The sequence below is a fragment of the Stenotrophomonas sp. genome (genome assembly GCF_050737075.1).
In the GTDB taxonomy this organism is placed as follows: Bacteria; Pseudomonadota; Gammaproteobacteria; order Xanthomonadales; family Xanthomonadaceae; genus Stenotrophomonas.
Genome location: NZ_JBOHXV010000020.1, coordinates 24,977 through 43,038 on the forward strand (window position 1 = coordinate 24,977; position 18,062 = coordinate 43,038).

The 18,062-nt window shown below is 63.0% G+C and carries 18 protein-coding genes; 8 read left to right on the forward strand and 10 right to left on the reverse strand.

Annotated elements, in window-relative coordinates; translation table 11 throughout:
- Positions 1-45: 45 nt before the first annotated feature.
- On the reverse strand, positions 46-1,428 hold the full coding sequence (locus ACREPD_RS07230) for a phage major capsid protein (RefSeq protein ID WP_431598686.1): 1,383 nt from the start codon (positions 1,426-1,428) through the stop codon (positions 46-48).
- 578 nt (positions 1,429-2,006) lie between these two features.
- Between ACREPD_RS07230 and ACREPD_RS07235 the strand changes: the two genes are divergently transcribed.
- The gene (locus ACREPD_RS07235) at positions 2,007-2,303 is read left to right on the forward strand and encodes a DUF3892 domain-containing protein (protein WP_431598687.1); all 297 of its coding nucleotides are present in this window, start codon (positions 2,007-2,009) and stop codon (positions 2,301-2,303) included.
- Between the two features lie 347 nt (positions 2,304-2,650).
- Here ACREPD_RS07235 and ACREPD_RS07240 read toward each other — a convergent pair whose 3' ends face one another.
- From ACREPD_RS07240 to ACREPD_RS07265, 6 genes are all read right to left on the reverse strand, one after another.
- The gene (locus ACREPD_RS07240; protein WP_431598688.1) at positions 2,651-3,163 is read right to left on the reverse strand and encodes a hypothetical protein; all 513 of its coding nucleotides are present in this window, start codon (positions 3,161-3,163) and stop codon (positions 2,651-2,653) included.
- On the reverse strand, positions 3,156-3,353 hold the full coding sequence (locus ACREPD_RS07245; protein WP_431598689.1) for a hypothetical protein: 198 nt from the start codon (positions 3,351-3,353) through the stop codon (positions 3,156-3,158). The genes ACREPD_RS07240 and ACREPD_RS07245 overlap by 8 nt, the downstream gene beginning before the upstream one ends.
- Complete coding sequence (locus ACREPD_RS07250) at positions 3,350-3,616, reverse strand: hypothetical protein (protein ID WP_431598690.1); 267 nt, start codon at positions 3,614-3,616, stop codon at positions 3,350-3,352. Before ACREPD_RS07250 ends, ACREPD_RS07245 begins: the two co-directional genes overlap by 4 nt.
- Complete coding sequence (locus tag ACREPD_RS07255; protein ID WP_431598691.1) at positions 3,613-3,765, reverse strand: hypothetical protein; 153 nt, start codon at positions 3,763-3,765, stop codon at positions 3,613-3,615. The genes ACREPD_RS07250 and ACREPD_RS07255 overlap by 4 nt, the downstream gene beginning before the upstream one ends.
- Entirely contained in the window at positions 3,762-4,163 is a 402-nt protein-coding gene (locus tag ACREPD_RS07260; protein WP_431598692.1) for a hypothetical protein, read from the reverse strand. Before ACREPD_RS07260 ends, ACREPD_RS07255 begins: the two co-directional genes overlap by 4 nt.
- Positions 4,164-4,241: 78 nt before the next feature.
- Positions 4,242-4,454 carry a helix-turn-helix domain-containing protein gene (locus ACREPD_RS07265; protein ID WP_431598693.1) on the reverse strand — a complete coding sequence of 71 codons (213 nt, stop codon included), beginning with the start codon at positions 4,452-4,454 and terminating at the stop codon, positions 4,242-4,244.
- A 102-nt stretch (positions 4,455-4,556) separates the two neighbouring features.
- Between ACREPD_RS07265 and ACREPD_RS07270 the strand changes: the two genes are divergently transcribed.
- On the forward strand, positions 4,557-4,985 hold the full coding sequence (locus ACREPD_RS07270; RefSeq protein WP_431598694.1) for an Arc family DNA-binding protein: 429 nt from the start codon (positions 4,557-4,559) through the stop codon (positions 4,983-4,985).
- A gap of 2 nt (positions 4,986-4,987) precedes the next feature.
- Here the strand turns inward: ACREPD_RS07270 and ACREPD_RS07275 are convergent, their stop codons facing one another.
- Positions 4,988-6,160, reverse strand: coding sequence for an integrase arm-type DNA-binding domain-containing protein (locus tag ACREPD_RS07275; RefSeq protein WP_431598695.1), 1,173 nt, complete (start codon positions 6,158-6,160; stop codon positions 4,988-4,990).
- 746 nt (positions 6,161-6,906) lie between these two features.
- Here ACREPD_RS07275 and ACREPD_RS07280 point away from each other — a divergent pair.
- Together ACREPD_RS07280 and ACREPD_RS07285 are read left to right on the forward strand one after the other, a co-directional pair.
- Positions 6,907-8,610, forward strand: coding sequence for a DUF262 domain-containing protein (locus tag ACREPD_RS07280; protein ID WP_431598696.1), 1,704 nt, complete (start codon positions 6,907-6,909; stop codon positions 8,608-8,610).
- A 437-nt stretch (positions 8,611-9,047) separates the two neighbouring features.
- Positions 9,048-9,428 carry a hypothetical protein gene (locus ACREPD_RS07285; RefSeq protein WP_431598697.1) on the forward strand — a complete coding sequence of 127 codons (381 nt, stop codon included), beginning with the start codon at positions 9,048-9,050 and terminating at the stop codon, positions 9,426-9,428.
- A gap of 10 nt (positions 9,429-9,438) precedes the next feature.
- Here the strand turns inward: ACREPD_RS07285 and ACREPD_RS07290 are convergent, their stop codons facing one another.
- Complete coding sequence (locus tag ACREPD_RS07290; RefSeq protein ID WP_431598698.1) at positions 9,439-9,948, reverse strand: DUF3011 domain-containing protein; 510 nt, start codon at positions 9,946-9,948, stop codon at positions 9,439-9,441.
- 224 nt (positions 9,949-10,172) lie between these two features.
- Here ACREPD_RS07290 and ACREPD_RS07295 point away from each other — a divergent pair, with 224 nt between their 5' ends.
- From ACREPD_RS07295 to ACREPD_RS07310, 4 genes are all read left to right on the forward strand, one after another.
- Positions 10,173-13,322, forward strand: a complete 3,150-nt coding sequence (locus ACREPD_RS07295; protein ID WP_431598699.1) for an autotransporter outer membrane beta-barrel domain-containing protein — start codon at positions 10,173-10,175, stop codon at positions 13,320-13,322.
- Between the two features lie 19 nt (positions 13,323-13,341).
- Positions 13,342-13,611, forward strand: coding sequence for a cyclase (locus ACREPD_RS07300; RefSeq protein WP_431598700.1), 270 nt, complete (start codon positions 13,342-13,344; stop codon positions 13,609-13,611).
- Positions 13,612-13,911: 300 nt separating this feature from the next.
- The gene (locus ACREPD_RS07305) at positions 13,912-14,238 is read left to right on the forward strand and encodes a hypothetical protein (protein WP_431598701.1); all 327 of its coding nucleotides are present in this window, start codon (positions 13,912-13,914) and stop codon (positions 14,236-14,238) included.
- On the forward strand, positions 14,235-14,543 hold the full coding sequence (locus ACREPD_RS07310; protein WP_431598702.1) for a hypothetical protein: 309 nt from the start codon (positions 14,235-14,237) through the stop codon (positions 14,541-14,543). The genes ACREPD_RS07305 and ACREPD_RS07310 overlap by 4 nt, the downstream gene beginning before the upstream one ends.
- A gap of 60 nt (positions 14,544-14,603) precedes the next feature.
- On the opposite strand, the gene ACREPD_RS07315 is transcribed toward ACREPD_RS07310, so the two are convergent.
- The gene (locus ACREPD_RS07315) at positions 14,604-18,011 is read right to left on the reverse strand and encodes a response regulator (protein WP_431598703.1); all 3,408 of its coding nucleotides are present in this window, start codon (positions 18,009-18,011) and stop codon (positions 14,604-14,606) included.
- Positions 18,012-18,062: the final 51 nt, after the last annotated feature.

Here is an 18,062-nt window from a genome sequence, read left to right on the forward strand (position 1 = left end):
GTTACGGACACCGCCGGCCGGTCCGCTGCCATGCCCTGGCGGGTGTTATTCGGCCGCGGGAGCGCGGACGCCCTGCAGCACAGCAAAGGCCTTGGCGTACATCGCTGCTACGTCCAAGCGGGTGTGGCAGATGAAGCCCACCTCACCGGTCTCGGCGTACAGCTCGTTGAGCAGCTGCACGGAAATACCTTCACGCATGAAGAGGGTGAACAGCGAATAGTCGCCGATGAAGATCTCGGCCGTGTCATCCGCCGCGCCCAGTTCAATGTTGGTCGGCAGCTGCGAGGTGGTGGTCAGGCGCCAGCCTTCCAGGGCCGTGGGGCGGCGCAGCGGCTGCCCGGTGGTGTCGGCGAAGAGCGCGATGGTCTCTTCCTCGCGCGGGCTCATGATCGCCGCGGTGGGGGCCGGCGCGTTCGCCTCCTTGATGAGGCGCGTGGCGTTGATGAAGCGCGCCCAGTTCTTCAGTTCGACACCGTTGGCGCCTGCCGGCAACTTGTGAATGCCCTCAATGTTCCGCAGGCCTCGGATCTCCGGGTCGACGCCGCTGCCGAGCAGGCTGGCGCGATCAATCTCGACGGCGAAGGCCTGCGCGATCGCCGTACGCAAGGCCGGTTCGATGTTCGGCGAGTCCATCAGCAGTTCACGGCTGATCTTGAACCGGAAGGCCAGGCTGCGCGGGATCACCTCGATGGAGCGGAAAGCGGGCTCCGACTCGGCGACCTGGCCGTGCTCTTTACGCCAGCCGGCAGTCGGAATCGCGGCCGTGGCGGCGATGTTGAACGACTTGGCCGGCGTGTTGAGGACAGCGACGTTCATGCCCGCGGTCAGGAGCGCGGATGCGGGCACCAAGGCATTGAGTATCCCCGGCAGCAGCACGGTAGGGACGGTGTAGCCGCCTGCAGTGTTGGTGCCCACGCTGAGCGTGTTGCGCACGCCCTCGCTGGTCCGCATGTTGGCGACACCTCGGAAGAAGTCGGTGAGGGACGCGCAGCCTTCGTCGTCGGTGCTGTTCTGCCTGCGATTGCCTGCGCCCAGCTTGGCCGCGATGGTCGCAGCGTTGCTCAGGTCTGCGTTGCTGAGCAGCGTGCCCACTTGGTTGCCGTCCTGGTCAAACAGGGCAGCTTCCCGCGAAGCGGTGACGCCGCCGATGTGCCTTTCGGCGGTCTCTTCCATCATCATCTGCCGATTGATGATCTCGATCTCGGCGCTCAGGGCTTCGACGGCCAGCAGCACGTCATCGGTCAGGTTCTCGGGTTTGGCCTTTGCGTGCGCGACCAGTGCATTTGTCGCGCGCCGCAATTCCCCGCGCCGCGCCAAGCGTTCGGCCTTGGGCATGTGGCTGGTCGGGGTGTCACCGGGATCGCTGAGGTTGAACCCGATCTTCCCCAGCTCGGCCTTGAGGGTGAGCTGGGCGTTGTTGTTGTTCATGGTGGCCCGCAGCGCGTGCAGGTCCTTGGAATGCGTAGTGTTCGGCATGTTTTCTCTCAAGTTACGACCCGGGAAACGCAAAAGCGCGCCCGAATCAGTGGTGGCTGATTTCAGAGCGCGCTTTGGCGTTGCCTTGGCCGCAACATCGGTCCGGTGTCAGGTTTGCCCGTGGGGCTATCTGTCTTGGACGCGCTCAGTTTATCTCTGTCGGCTGTTGCCGGAAGTGGTTTCGTTACGTTGGATGCAGCGCGCGTCGAATTCGATGCGCTTTTTGCCGACATGCTTCCGAGCAGTAGCGGCGTGGTCGCCCGGTCATCTGGTGCCTGAGCGCGGTGCCGCAGACCTCACACTGAAATTCAAATTCTGTGGATGCGCGAAGAAAAGAGGGGGCGCGTATCGGGGCGCGAGGCCGATCAACTTTGGACCTCCCCCCGGCGCCAAGCCCATACGATTCTGGGGGTGTGCAGTCGCGCGCCCATGTAGTTGCCGCGCGGGGGCTTTGAATGAATGCGGTGCAGCTGTCTTGGGGCGTATCGTCACCGAGCCAGGGCGTTCCTGGCCCACCTAAGGAGAGGGGCATGGGCTTGTTGACCGAAGAGCGTGAAGTGCGCTGCATTAGGAAGGCGGATCGGCAAGATCCGTACACTCGAATCCAGGCGGTCGGCGGGGGTGGCTCGCTGCTGACCATGTGGACCATGAGCCTTGATGAGGCGATCAAGGGCATTGAGGCCGGCACACTCAAGCTGTACACGCACGTGGGCGGCCACAAGCGGAACATTGTTGTGGTTTCACGGTTGATGGGTTCGAAGTACCTGCGGACTGAGGCAGACAGAGACACGCCTGACAATCTTCTGTCCCTGCCGGAGTGCCCCTGATGCTGCGCGCGCAATGAGGTGCGTGACTGGCGGCTCGGGCTGCCGGTCTCTGTTGGACGAGTTCTTTCGGCCAGATATCTGCGTTGAATCTTTCAGCGCGCGAATGAGGCATGTCGTTCACCGGGTGCAGGTCGTGCAGGGGGTGCGCCCCGTGCAAAGTCGCGTAATGCTCCGGAGAGGCTTGGAGCGGATGAAGCGTGTGAAGCAGGGGCACAGAAACAACTGCACCAGGCGTCCGCTGCGCTACCGCCTGGTAGTAGTTATCTGTGTAGCGTCTGGCGCTACGGTTTTTTGCCATAACTCCCTCCATCCGTAGCGTCAGACGCTACGCTTTGGTTAATTTGTCGTTACGCGGCTTGGTCGGTGTAGTGCTGGACGCTACGGTCCGTAGCGTCTGGCGCTACCGTGATTTTTTGGCATTCGGTGGCGTATGGCTTCCATCGCATGTAAGTTCGCTTGGCGTCCACGTCGTCGCCGGCCGGGCCGATGTTGGTCAGGAGGAACGACCGCGCGCGCCCTGTACCGGTCTTCTGGTCGAAGCTGCCGGCCTTTGCTTCCTCGATCCATCCGCGCTCCAGCAGCGCCTTGAAGGCACTCTGCACAGGCCGTTGCGTGACCCCAGTGCGCTGCATCGCCTCGCGGACGCTGAGGAACACCTCAGCGCCGGCGGACGGCCGGTACAGCGCGCGCAACTCGATCAGCAGCGCGCGTGCGACGGGATCGAGGGTGCGGAACGCCTGGCACTCCAGTTCCCAGGCATACAGGCGGACGTGGGGCGAGATGGGCACGTAGACGCTACTGCTGCGCCCCGTCGCCCGTGCCCGTCGCTTGGCCAGCTTGCGGGCTTCTCGCTCACTCATCAGCCTCCCCTACGATTACGAGCCTCACTTTCTTGCCCAGGTAGTGCTTTGGCAGGGCAGTGAAGGGGATGCAAGCCCCGACCTGAGAGCGATAGATCACTTCCACTGCGACAGATGATTCCAAGGGCTGCAGTGGGCGCTCTGACGCTTTTGTCTTGCCGGCCGCAGCTGTGTCGAAGAGATCATTCATCGGTCCGCCTCCACGCGCAGCGCGGTAGAGAACAGGGACTCTGCGTCCCTGGCCAACTCCAGATAGCCCTCAAACTCTTCCACGCGCGCTGCAGCGATCCGCTGGAGCCGGAACAGCTCAGCCCTGCCTGCTGGGTCTGCAGCCAGTTCCCGAAGCCGTTCGGGGCTGGCGGAGGCCGCCATGTGCCGCAGGAGCGCTTCGGCATTCGGACTGACCCGGAGCCGGGGCATCGCCGCCTTCCTTTTGGAACGGCGGCCAGTCATGGCTTGGCTCCTGCTGGCATTGACGCAGCGCGTTCCATGGCGGCGTAGACGCGCTCTGCCAGCGTTTCGAGGCGCATCTGCTCGCTGGCAGTCAGTACGGGGATGCGAACGATCCGCGCGGCCGGGAACGGGATGATGACGACGCTCACGCCCGACCTCCCTTGGCCCAGCAGTTTTGGATGTTGTCGCGCAGATCTGACATGTCGTCGTAGGCCTGGCACCAGATCAGGTCAAACGCCAGGTGGATGCCTTCGACCTCGCAGGGTGTGAGCCCATGCTGGTAATACGCTTCCGGGTCGCTGATCTGCTCGTGCACCCCTCGGTGATCGCGCATTAGCATCTGCTGCAGCGTGCCCATAGCCTGTAGCGACCGATCAAGTCGTGCCATGCGGGCGCGCAGGTAAAGCCCAGGCTGCAGGCTGTCCCAGATCCCATCCGACCAGTGGTGCTGGGTCCGGGCCTGCTGGGGAGGGTCAGGCTTTTCTGAATGTGCGTCGAGGGTTTCCCCGATTGCGTCCGGGGCTGGGCGGTGTAGGATATTACTCATGGTCTGGTCGTTCCTCGCAAGGGTTCGGCAGTGACTTCGACGGCTCGGATGGGTAGGACCATCCGGGCCGTTTCTACTTCAGGCGGCCGCCGCATGGGGTTTCCCTTCGGCGGAAGCTTTCTCCATCGCCTGCTGGCACTCGACCAGGGCCTGATGACTGCACAGGCGGCGTTTCCCATCCTTGTACGTCCGCACTTGGCCTGCTTTCTGCAGCTCATAGAAGCGGTGGCGGCTGATGCCCAGCTGTTCGGCGGCCTCCTCCGGGTTGTACGCAAGCTTTGGCTTCTGCATCGCTAATTTCCTGTGTGGTTGAATGCAGCACCGTGCTGCATGTGCAGACCATAGCACCGTGCTTTATTGACCGCAAGCACGGTGCTGCATCAGAATGCCGGCATGGCGAGAACCGACCCTCAAGTGAATGTGCGCATGCCGGCGGACCTCAAAGGGCGCCTAGAGGACGCCGCCAGCGAATCCGGCCGCTCGGTGACAGGCGAGATCGTTCATCGCCTTGAGTCGACTTTCCCGAAGACGTTGGACTGGTTGAGGCACAATCGAGCGGAGGAAGTGCACACTCTCCGCGTTGCAGTCGACCAGCAGGTTCAGCGTGTAAGCGCCCTGAAGGCCACAGGCCTACTTCAGCAGCATGATTTGCTTGAGCTGGGGCGGCGGCGGTTGTTGCTGCAGACTCTGGAGTCGGATGCGCACATGCTCGAGATGATGGACGACGTCCGGCCAGACGAGCTGATCGACTTTGCTGAGGTCGGCGCGACGCCTCCAATCTCCATGGAGGCGCACCGGAACGCCAAGAAAGCCGGAACGTAGGGCTACAGGAACTGCACCTGCGCCAGCTTGTCGCGCGCCGCGCCCTGCACCAGGTGCCCGTAGTGCTTCTCGATCATCGCCAGTGACGTGCCGGCCAGCTTCGCCACGGTGAGCAGGTCCATGCCGCCCACGATGGCATCGGTGATCCAGCAGTGGCGCAGGGTGTAGAGCGTGACGCCGGCAGGCAGCCCGGCGCGCGCTGCGGCTTCCCTAACCGGATCGCTCCAGGCATCAGCCGTCCAAGCTTTCCCGCCGTCCTGGGTGAACAGGTGCGCCTTGGGTAGCTTCCCCTTGGACAGCCGGTCGAACATGGCACCGGCAGCGGGGGAGAGCGGAATCTTGCGGTCATGGTCCTTGCTTCGGAACCTGACGCTGGCTGTGCGGCCGTCGTAGTCGGAGCGTAGGCAGATGGCAGGATCTCCCGGCCTGCAGCCGGTGAGTGCAACGCACTCGATAAGGTCGCGCACGGGCCCTATGGCGGCGTCCAACAGCGCGCGCCGCTGCTCCCGTTCGAGGTACAGGCCCCGGCGCTGGCTGGCGTCCTTGAGCGGCTTGACGGCGTTCCACTCGAAAGCCACGTCCGGTGATGCCTTGCGGCGGGCCACCGCGTGATTCAGGGCGGCCACCAGCACGGTGCGCATCCTGTTGACGCTGGACTTGGCCAGCGGCTTTACCACCGGCGGCCGGCCTCGCTTAACCGGAAGGGCAGGGAGGTCGCCTCGCTCAACGCGATCGCGCCAGGCCTCGATGTGATCCTGGTGCAGGTCGGTCAATCGCACCTTGCCAAGCTTGTCGGCGTACAGACACCTTTCGAAGCGCCGATCGGCGTCCGCCGCGGCGGTGTCCCTGCCATCCTTCTTGAGGGTGGCCACGTAGTCGCGGCAGGCGTCGGCTACAGTGGTGTCTGCCTTGGGCCTGGTCACAGCCACGGGCGCGCCGTGTTGGGAAGCCTCGGAGAGCGCCCCCAGCGCCGCAGCGCGCGCGCCCGCCAAGGTCATCACGGGATGCTTGCCTATGGTCCGCCTCTTCCCGCGCCCCCAGGTCACGATGTACGACTTGACCCCGGACGGCTGCACCCGCAGCAGCAAGCCCTTCATATCGGCATCGCTTATCTCGTAGGGCTTCTCGGCCGGCTTGGCCAGCTCCACGGCGCGGATCGTCAGCTTGGTTCCCATGTGTCCGTAAGTGCGTGGTAAGTGCAAATTGCAGTGTGCGGCGAAATCCAACCGGACGCAATGACACTGGAAAACAAGGGACTCTTGGCCGTTCCCTTGAGGAACAAGGCTATATCTCGTCCTTCACACGGCAAGGGTCGCAGGTTCGAACCCTGCACCGCCCACCATGATTCAGACGAAAAAGCCTCCGGAAACGGGGGCTTTTTTTTCTTCTATGGAGCGGTGCGATCCGCATGGCCACCCTTGCGGTCGGCTTATCAGGCTGGCGAAGACAGGCCAAAGTACTAGCTAGGGTGATTCGTTGGTAAATCGCGCCCCGCTCCCCTTTGGGGGGGGGGCGGGGCGGGCGCCATGGCCCATCACTGGGAGGCTTGGTATGCCCGGCAGCGTGTGTGCGCAAAAAGCCAGATCAGCGCTGGAAATTGTCCATTGCGATGCGATCGCACTCGCCATGCTGAGCAGCCAATGATATCTCGAGTGCCATGGGTCGGTTCATGTGAGTAGCCCGACGTGACTGTGGGGCAAGCATATTGACAAGGCTAGGCCAGTCCTATCGGATTGCATTGCACTTGCTTCAACGCCACTCTGTCCAATAGGGTGTTAATGCAATCGAGTGCAGTGGAGGTTCCGAAACCGCAGACATCGCATTGCAATTCATCGGATATCAAGAAGGAAGTGGCCGGCTCGGTTACGTTTCATGGACGAGCACGCAACTCTCTCGAACAGCAAGTCAAAGGGGGTGGGAGTTGAAAATTGAATCGCACGACCGAAGCATTAAGGATCTGTTGGGCGCAGACTATTACGTTATTCCTAGATTCCAGCGGCCATACTCGTGGGACAACGAAAACATCACAGATTTTTGGAGTGACGTCGTTGTCAACTCGTCTTCCGACTATTTCATTGGCTCGATGGTGGTGTACACGATCTCCGGAAAGCTGGGGGTCGTGGATGGACAGCAGCGTCTCACCACGATCATGATCTTGATGAGCTGTCTGCGCGATGCGCTCGAGGAGGCCGGCTTTGGAGACCAAGCGTCCGGCCTGCATAAGCTGATCGAACGAGAGAATATTGAGAACGCGCGAGAATTTGTGCTGCAGACTCAGACGTCGCACCCCTATTTTCAGGATGCGGTGCTTTCCCGCGAGCCGGCTGGCGTCGCTGTCAAGGTTCACAAGGAGGAGGAGCGCTTAAAATCCGCTCACGATCAGTTTAAGCGACTCCTCTCAACTTTGGTGGAGTCGTTCGACGCAGATCCTGGATTGTCTGCAAAAAAGCGAAAGCTGGCAAAGCAAAAGCGATTGATAGACATTCGGGATGCTGTGCTTTCGCTTAAGCTGATACTTGTGACGCTTGACTCGGAGGACGATGCATACCTGATATTCGAGACGCTAAACACGCGTGGAAAGGATCTAGCCCTGGCCGACCTCGTGAAGAATCACTTCAGTAAGACTATTAAGAAGGCCAACAGGGACCTAGATCAGGTCTCATTGAAGTGGGCGAGGGTTCGGGAAACGATCGAGGGAAAGCGTGAGCTCGATACCGATACTTTCATCTACCACTGGTGGCTTTCAAAGCACGAATACACTGCTCAAAAAAATATCTATAAAGAGTTCAGAAAGATCGTCACGGTGGCTAACGCAAAGGCCTTTCTGGATGACTTGGTAGTGTCTTCGAAACACTATCGAGCAATTCATGATCCCGACTATAGGAAGTGGCAGAGGCCTGAAATCGCGGTGAGGGCATCGCTTTCTGCTCTTAATCTATTTCGGGTCAGGCAGCAGGTACCTGTGACATTGGCTCTATTTTCGGGATATGTAGGGAAAAGAGTAAAAATAAGCCAGATATCAAAAGCCGTGGGCGAGGTGGAGAAGTTTCATTTCATATTTACTGCCATTACATCTCAGCGATCCAGTGGGGGTATATCTAGTATGTATGCCATGTTGGCGCGAAAGATATCGGGGGTAAAAAACCCTCAGGATGCGACTGGTGTGCTAAGAGAGCTTACGCAGAAGCTGAAAGAGAGAGTGCCAAGTGAAGAGGAATTCTTGGCGCTATTCCCTAGTTTGATCTATACGGCGACTCAGTCGAAGGAGCGAGGGCTGGTGAAGTATGTCCTAGCAAAGATATCAAGGCACCTCGGCCATGCCTACGGTGCAGATATGGATGAGCTCACCATTGAGCACTTGGTTCCGCAGAGTTTAGTAGGGAAGGATGGATGGGATGAGGGCACTATCGGTCAGGTCGGAAATTTAGTTCTCGTTTCGAAGGATCTCAATGAAAAGCTCGAGAATAAGAATTTCAAGGAAAAGAAAGATATTCTGAGGAAGTGCAAGATGGATGTGATTCTTCCACCAGAATTCCTTGCTGTAGACGAGTTGACTCCGGGCCTCATTGCGCAGCGAACGAGGGAGCTTGGCGCTCTCGCGTACGCGAAGGTTTGGAAGATATGACTCAAAGAGCATGGTTTAGGTCGCGCCCACCGCTCCATTCCATACTGCCACGGAGCAAATGTCGTCTTGCCGATCGTTCTAGAGTGAAGTGGCTCGAGCCTCTCCATAGCGTGGCCCGGGTGAAATCCGATCTATGACGGCGATCTTTGGGGTGGATGGTCGACAGCGAGAAATCTGAAAATTAACCATGGCTCTTCTGAGCTTCTGAGGCAATCGTGCATGCACGATCTGCTCTCATACGGCGGACAGAGCCTTTTTTTTCTGCGGAAGGTAGTAGTACGTTGCTGACGCTCAACCTGGTCCGCGACCCAGCCCCCGCCCGTAGTTGGAGGCCAAAGGTTGCTAGAGCAAGGCACTGTCCACTCCGATAGTGCAGTGGTTCGTTGATGAGATGAACCGCTGAGCTTCAACAATTCATAGCCACAAGGGAGACCTCCATGCGTACCACCGCTGCGACGTTGCTGCTTCTCTCCATCGTGTACGCATTCGCCATCGTGTGGGGCGTTGAGTGGCTGCTCGATTATCTCAGGTCGCGCACCTTCGGCTTGGGGCCTGAAGTGCACCCGCGCTGGGTGCGCACTGCACTGGCCTTCGCGCCGTTCGCCTTGTTCTCGCTTTGGGCCGCCATGCGGCGGCCGCCGCACCTGCGCAGGGGCTACATCGCTGGGTTGCTGGCCTCGCTCGCGCTGTGGAGCTGGTACTACGCAGACGGTTTCATGAACACCGGTGGCGGCGCCAACATCGGCCTCGGCATCATCATGATGCTGTCGCCGCTACCGGTGTTCCTCGTCCTATGGTTGTTCGCACGCAAGGCGTAACTTGCTGACCTCAGCGTAGCTGGCAAATTCCGTTGGCGCCCTTGCGGCCGGTGTAGGACACCGACAGCGTCCCGTCCGGGTTCTTGCTCAACGAGATGACGGTGCCGGTTGCCGCATCCTTCGCCTCGAAGTAGTTGTCGTTGGACCTCTTCAACGTCGCTTCCTTGCCGTTGACGTACACCGGGCCGCCCTGGTCGCCATGAACGTCCAGCCCGCCGGGGCAGCTCGCGTTGAACAGCGGCAGGCCACCACTGGCTGCCGGGGCCGCAGCGGCGCTGGCCGAACCATTCGAGAACACGGCGCGACAGCCCTGTTCGACCCACACCGCGTGCTTGCTCAAGCCCCAGGTCACGCCTTCGGTGCAGGGAGACTTGCTCAGCTGACGCGAGACCCGAACTTCGCCCTGGGTGTCCATCGGGCATTCGGTGCGGCCGCGCCCCTTGGATTCGCAGGTGACATCTGCAGCCCACGCAGGCGCAACGACCATCAGCGCCAGACCCACTACGATGTATGTACGCATGGTTGATTCCTGAACTGTTTAGCGCCCTGCCGCAGGCGATGAATGGCGGGGAAAACGTAGCGTCCGTGTCGTTGCGTAGCGGTGAAGCCGCCGTCACTGCGGTGCCAGCGTTTACGGGCTCAGTAGAAATACGCAGCGCCCCCCGTAATTCAACGGTTGCCCTGAGCGCACCGAGCGCCAACAGTTGGCTTTCACGCTCCCAAGCGATCAGGTCGGGTGGCAGCATGGAAGTCACAGCACGAGGACTGTTGCCTTCAAGGCTGGCGATTGCCGTGCGCGATGCGCTCCCCGCGCTGGGCCCGGCAGTCATCGCGTGCGCCGGTCTGCTGGGTGCAAGTGTCGATGCCGTCGCGCAGAGCACGGTCGTCATCGATACCAATCGCACCACCACCGTAGTGCTGCCGGCGGGTGGCGGAAATGCAACGGTGGCCGCGGGCATTACCGTCGCACCGACAACTGGCTACGGCATTCTCGGTGGGGTGGGGGATGCATGGCTCGTCACCAACCTGGGCACGGTAACCGGCGTACAACCTGCGGTGCAGTTGCAGGGAAATGGAAGCCGTTTCATCAACAGCGGCACGGTGGGTGGCACTGGCTTTGGTGTCTACAACAACAATGCTGCGCTTGCCGTTGAAAACAGCGGCACCATCAGCACGGGCAACATCGGCGTGTACACCTCGGGCGAGCTGACGCTGTCCAACACCGGCCTGATCAAGGGCACGGTGCGCGGGATATACGGCAGCCTGCCAAATGCGGGAGTCGGCGCAAGCATCACCAATACGGGGGTGATAGAGGGAGGGGTGTCGGGCATCGAGCTGACCACCGGTTCCAGTGCATCCACTACGCCCACCATCACCAACAACAGCGGTGGCCGCATCTCGGCACTCAACGCTGGTGGACTGGGAATCTCGGTCAGTCACGGTTCTACACTGGTGACCAATGCCGCCGGTGGTCTGATCCAAGGGCCTGGCTCGGCGGTGGCAGGCACGGATCTCTTCACGGACCTGATGGTGGATAACGCAGGCGTGCTGTCGAGCACCACCGGCCCTGCGATCTGGTCCTATGGCGGCGGTGAAATCACCAATCGCGCGGGTGGCCAGATTACCGGTGCGGGCGGGATCGCCTATGTCCGCAGCCGGTTCAACACCGGCAACGTACTGACCAACGCCGGTACCATCACCGCAACGTCATCCACGTTCGTCGGGGGCAATGGCGCGACCGCCGGTTCGGGCGCGGCAGTCTATATCGGCGCGTCTTACGCGCTGACCGGCGCGCAGGTGATCAACCAGGCCGGCGGGTCGCTCATCGGGCCTGCGTACGGCGTCTACAGTGGCAACGCCACGCTTGCCGATGATTCCGGTCCGGTCACGGTGGATAACGCCGGATTGATCCGGGGTAACGTGGCGATTGCGCTCAACAACGCGCCCGGCACCGTCATCAATGCGGGATCGTTGGAGAGTACCGGCACGGTGGCGGTACAGTTCGATCAGACGACCGCCTACGACGACCGCATGACTCTTCGCACGGGCTCGCGCGTAGTTGGTACGGTGCTGGCCGGCCCCGGTACGGACACCCTGTTCCTGGAGGGCACCGGCACTGAAACTGCGGCTCTGTTCCAGGCATTCGAGCTGCTGCGCATGCAGGGGCAGGACTGGACGCTCTCGGGAACGGGCACGTTCGCGCAACAGGCATTCATCGACACCGGCACGCTGCGGGTGACCGGCGCGCTGAGCAGCCCGCAATGGTTGATATCCGCACCGGGAACGCTGGCTGGCAGTGGCGTGGTCGTTGGCAACGTGGCGAACGCAGGCACGCTGATGCCCACGGGCCAGCTGACGATTCGGGGTGACTACCTCGGGCAGGACGGCCGCCTTGCCGCAACCAGTGTGCTGGCCGGTGATTCGTCCCCTGCCGATCGCTTGATTCTGGACGGCGGCAGCGCCACCGGCGCCACCCGCGTGGCTGTGGCCAATCTTGGTGGCGGCGGTGCGGTCACCCAGCAGAATGGCATTCCGCTGGTGGTCGCCCTCAACGGCGCCACGACCGGCGCAGGCAGTTTCTCGCTGTTGTCGCCCGTAGTGGCTGGCCCCTACGAATATTTCCTGTACCAGGGCGGGCTGGGCGGGGCAGGGAGCACGGACAACCAGAACAGCTGGTTCCTGCGGTCGGTGGTCGACTGTGCGTCGCCAGGTGCGCCATCGCCGCCTTGCCCGGCACCTCCGCCGCCACCACCCCCTCCGCCGCCTCCACCGGATCCCCCAACGCCTCCAGATCCCCCCACACCCCCAGACCCACCGACGCCTCCGCCCGAGCCGCCGACACCACCGGTTCCGCCGGTTCCTCCCGAACCGCCTACGCCTTCGTACCGGCAGGAGGTATCGCTTGGGGCTGCGTTGCCGACGATGGCGGCCATCTACGGTCGCGCCATCGTCGGTACGCTGCATGAGCGGGTCGGCGATGAACACCTGCTGGGCCAGCGCGACGACCTCGGCACGGGCGGCATGAACGGTGCCTGGGTACGTGTGCTGCACCACGATGGCGAGCGCGATGGCGGCAAGCTGGGTGTCTACGGCAATCGCGGCCCTGGCTTCGACTACACCTTCAATGCACTGCAGGTCGGGTTGGACCTGTACCGCGCAGTCGGGGATGACGGCAGCCATCGCCACGCCGGCGCCTATCTGGCCTACGGAAAGGCGCGCGGCAGCGTGCGCCACCATCTGCTGGACGTCGACTTCCACGCCGGCGAAGACGACTTCAACGCGCGCACGGTGGGCGCGTACTGGACGGCGTTCAACGCCCGCGGCGCGTACGTCGACGCCGTCGCGCAGTACACCGGGTACGACCTGCGTGCACGTTCGACGCGCCTGCCGGACATCTTCGCCAATGGCGACGGTGCACTGGTCTCAATGGAGGGCGGCTGGCCCTTGGCCATCGGCGCTGCGCCGCAAGACGGGGGCGGTTGGCATATCGAACCGCAGGCACAGGTCATCTGGCAGAAGGTCGACATCGACGATCTGGTCGACGCCACCGCTCGCGTGCGCTACAGCGATGGCGATTCCACCGTGGGCCGGCTGGGACTGCGCCTGAGTCGCACCGGGAGCGGGGCGGCGGGTGGGGCACCTGCGACCAGCGGCTGGATCCGCCTCAACGCGTGGCACCAGTTCAGCGGCTCGCCGACCACTGAGTTCTCGAGTGCCTCCGGCTACGTGCCCTTCAGCGTCGATCTGGGCGACAGCTGGGCAGAGCTGGGGGCGGGCGGCACGTGGCAGGTGAGTCGCGGCGGTTACCTGTTTGTCGGCCTCGACTACACCTGGAGCTTCGACGGCCACGAGACAGCATGGAACGGAAACGTGGGCATGCGTTGGCACTGGTAGCGTGCGAGAATCCGGAAAAATGGACTACCCGAACCGGATGGCTTCAATGCAAAAGCGTGTCTGCTTCGATTTTGAAATCGAGTTCAGCAACGGTGGCGGAATCCAGGGCCAGGAGTTTCGCCTGGATATCGATGGCGATGACATCGAAGATGACGCGCTCGCCGACTACATCGTTCGCGATATGCGGCTGTTGATGGTGGGCACCGTGCGCATTCTCAACAAGCGCATCATCGAGGAGGCGCACAAGCGGCCGTTGGAAGCCGAGGCTGATGTCGCTAGCGACCCGTGATGGCGCCATTTGAACGGCGCTGAGTCCGGCGAAGTTGGCCACTTGCGTCGCCTGTAGGTCTGGTCCATCAAATTTGGAAGACCGACAGAAACAAGCGATTTCCCATCGTCCACAGCACCCCGCATGGTGTTCTCCAGAGCCTAGAAACTCTAACGTGAGAGAGTTGGACGTTCCTTTGTCGGGAGGGTGGCTAATACAACACCCCCGAGGAAATACGCCATGCCGGGTCTCATTTGACGGTTTCTAGCCTCCCGACGCCCCTGCCATCCCGGCGAGGGCGCTCCAAACTGGAGGTCCAACATGCTTACTCAGTGGGCGGACACGCCCCTCGACGAAGTCCCCAAGCGCAGAGGCGGCTACTCCCGCCCCGCACGCACCTGCAAGGTCACCGCGCTGTGGTACGACGCCATCGACTCGATGAGCCGCGCGGAAGAGATTCCGCATATCCAGCTGCGCGGTCGCCGGCTGCGTGACATCGGCTTCGTGATTGGTGCCAAGTTGGCGGTAGAGGCCAAAGAGGGCGTCATCACCCTCACGGTGATCGAGCGGCCCGCGCCGGTAGTGCCGAAGATTCCCAGGAAACTGCAGCGCGAACAGCGGGAAATAGCCCGCAGGAGCCAGTCATGAGCAGGAACGTTCTGATGCAGGCAAAGATGGAAGACGAGCTGCGGGCCAGCTTCCAGGCCGCGGCGGCGCGCGAATGCCGGCCAGCGGCGCAAGTGCTGCGGCAGCTGATGGAGGCGTACGTGGCCGCGCAGTCCTCCCCGGAGGCGACCGATGGACGGCGGCGTAGCAGCGCTGTTCGCATTGCAGCTGGCGCGGTGGTCAGCCTGGCGCCGGCTGCGTCGCTCGCTGAGGGCGACGACCGCGATCTGGATGAGGTGGCGCAGCGCCAGTACGGCTGGCACGACACCCCGTTCGGGACGGGGTGAGGCCGGGAAACTTTACGCGGACGATGGGCACGCTGCGTCTCCAGGTGCCCACGTCCGCTGTCACGCCATCAACCACACCCGGATCAGCGACACCAGCTTGTCCACGTCCAGCGGCTTTGCCACGTAATCGCTCGCGCCTGCCTGGATGCACTGCTGCTGGTCGTCGGGCATGGCCTTGGCGGTGAGGGCGATGATCGGCAATTTGCCGAAGCGTCCGTCCTGGCGGATCTCACGGGTCGCGGTCAGGCCATCTTTGACCGGCATCATGATGTCCATCAGCACCAGCTCAATCGGCGCCGGACCTTCAACCGCTGCGGTCAGCGTGTCGATGGCCTCCTGGCCGTTGCGCGCGATGGTCACCTTGCAGCCGTGGGGCTCGAGCACGTTCATCAGCGCGTAGATGTTGCGCACATCATCCTCCACGATCAGCACGCGGCGGCCTTCCAACGCGGTGTCGCGATGCTGCGCCGTGCGGAGCATGCCCTGTTTGGACTCGGGCAGCTCGCTCACTACCTGGTGCAGGAACAGCGTCACTTCATCGAGCAGGCGCTCGGGCGAGCGCGCGCCCTTGATGATGATCGAACTCGAATAGCGGCCCAGGCGCACCTCTTCGGCGGGCGACAGCACCCGGCCGGTGTAGACGATGATCGGCGGCAGCGCATTTGGGCTCTGCTCACTGAGCATTTCAAGCAGCTCGAAGCCCGAGGCGTCGGGCAGGGTCAGGTCCAGCACCATGCAGTCGAACGTATGTTGGGCCAGCATCTGCAGGCACTCCGACGCCGAACGCGCGCCGATCGTCTCCACGTCGGCCAAGGCCAGCAGCTCGCGTACGGCGTCCAGCTGCACGGCGTCGTCCTCGACTACCAGTACCAGCCGTGGGCGCAGCGACAGGCGGCGCTCCAGCGAAAGCAGCACGCCGGCGAGTTCCTCGCGGGTGGTGGGCTTGCCCAGGTAGCCCACCGCGCCCAGCGACAGCGCCTTGCGCGAATGATCCATCGCGGACACCACGTGGATGGGAATGTGCCGTGTGCGCATATCGTGTTTGAGCACGTCCAGCACCGACAGACCGGACTGATCGGGCAGGCCGACGTCCAGCACGATCGCGTGCGGAAGCTCCGAACGCGCGGCGGCCAAGGCCTCACTCGCGGTATGCGCTACCCGCGCGCGGAAGCCCATCTCGGTCGCCAGGTCGCTGACGATCTGCCCGAAGGCGATGTCGTCCTCAACGATCAGGATCAGTCCGCGTCCATTGCTGCTCGCATCGCTGGGCTGCCGTGTTGCGAGCGGCGCCGGTCGGGCGTCCTGGGGCAGGGAAGGGCGGATGGCTGCGGGCGCGGCGTGTGTCGGCGCCATTGACGGGGCCGCCGGACGGGCTGCGACCACGAGCCGGAAGCAGCTGCCCTTGCCGGGCTCGCTTTCCACGGTGATGTCGCCGCCCAGCAGGCGTGCAAGCTCCTGCGAAATGGACAGGCCCAGGCCGGTGCCGCCATACCGCCGGCTGATGGAGCCGTCTGCCTGTTGGAATGCCTCGAAGATGCGCGCCTGCTGATCGGGTGCGATCCCGATGCCGCTGTCGGTCACCGAGAACGCCACACGGCCATCGCGCGTTGCCGATGCCGATACAGTCACGCCGCCTGCCTCGGTGAACTTCAATGCGTTCGACAGCAGATTCTTGAGAATCTGCTCGATGCGCTGGCGATCGGATTCGATCACCGGCGGGCAGTCGGCCATCATTGAAACGTCCAGTGAAAGGCCCTTTTCGCTGGCCACCGGTCCGAGCAGCTCGGCAATATCCGACAGCAGTTTCTCCACGCCAAAGCGCTCGGCGTGCACCTCGATATGCCCGGCCTCGATCTTGGACAGATCGAGGATTTCATTGATCAGGTTGAGCAGGTCGGTGCCGGAGGCGTGGATGGTGCGCGCGAACTTCACCTGTTCCTGGCTCAGGTTGCCGTCGCGGTTGTCGCCCAGCAGCTTGGAGAGGATGAGCGCGGAATTCAGTGGCGTGCGCAGTTCGTGGGACATGTTGGCCAGGAACTCGGACTTGTACTGACTCGCGCGCTGCACCTTGTGCGATTCGGCCAGGATGGCGGCGTTGGCGCGCGCCAGTTTGTCGCGCTCGCTCTCGAGCTGCTGCGACTGGTCGAACAGCTGGTTGTTGGTCTGCTCCAGCTCGGCCTGCTGCTCCTCCAGCTCGTGCTGGGAGCCGCGCAATGCCCGGCTCTGTTCTTCCAGCTCTTCGTTGGAGACGCGAAGTTCCTCGCTCTGCACCTGCAGCGCTTCGGATTGGCGCTGGGTCTGTAGCAGCAGTTCGGAAAGCTTGGCGCGATACGCGGCCGATTGCAGCGCGACCGCCATGTCGGCGGAGGCCAGCTCCAGCAGTTCGACCACCTCGGCAGGCACCGCGCCGAAGAAGCCCAGCTCGATGACGCCGCTTACTTCGCCCTCGTGGATGCTGGGGGCGATGACCAGGTGGCGTGGCTGGGACTGGCCCAGTCCCGAGCCCACCGTGAAGTAGCCCGCCGGCACATCCGACACCACCAGAACGCGCTTCTCGTCCACCGCACGACCGAGCAGGCTTCCGCCGTCGCGGAGCCCGTCGGCGCCGTCTGGCGAGGCCGCGATGCCCACGGCGCCGATCTGGCGGAAGCCGCCGGCCTCCGGCACGAACAGCATGCCCGCTTCGGCGCCGGTGTAGCCGGCCAGGAAGCCCAGGCTGGCCTGCGCAAGCGCGCCGTTGTCCAGGTCGCCACCGGTTGCGGTGGTCAGCTCCAAGCGGCCGCGCTGCAGCCAGGCATCCCGTTCGCGCGCGCGGGTGTGACGGCGGAGCAGGAACGCGATGAAGATCGTCAGGACAATGCCCAGCACGGCACTGGCCGCGCCGGAGGTCAGCGCCGCGCTGTAGGCCGATTCCATCTCCGCCAACCGGCGGGCGCGCTTGTCCAGTTCGATCGCGCTCATGGAGGCCAGGCGCGCACGAATGTCGTCCATCGCGGCCTTGCCCCGATTGGAGCCGACCACGACCAGAACCGGCTCGAGTCCCTGGGTACGGCGCAGTTCGATCGTTTCCTGCAGCTCGTCCAGCTTGTCCTGGACCCTGCGCGCCAGCAGCTTGAGCCTTTCCCGCTGCGCGGGGTCGTCCGCCAGCGCCTTGTCCGTTGCCTCCAGCCGCGTGCTGGCCACACCCAGCGCCATCCGGTAGGGCTCGAGGTAGCTGTCGTCCCCGGTCAGCAGATAGCCGCGCTGGCCGGTCTCGGCGTCCTGCACCGCCGAGAGGACGTCCCCCAGGGCGGTCATCGTCTCCTGGGAGCGGATGACCAGGGCGCTGCCCTCACGAATGGTGTGGATGTTCTTGCCGGCCAGGTAACCGCTGCCGAGGAAGAACAGCATGACCAACAGCAGCGGCAGGAGCGTGCGGAAGGCATTACCGGCCGGGGTTGCAGCGCGGGATTTGGGCGTGGTGGTCATGGGCGGGCAGCAGGATGGATGCAACCGGTCAGCGTATCACGCTGGGGCGCG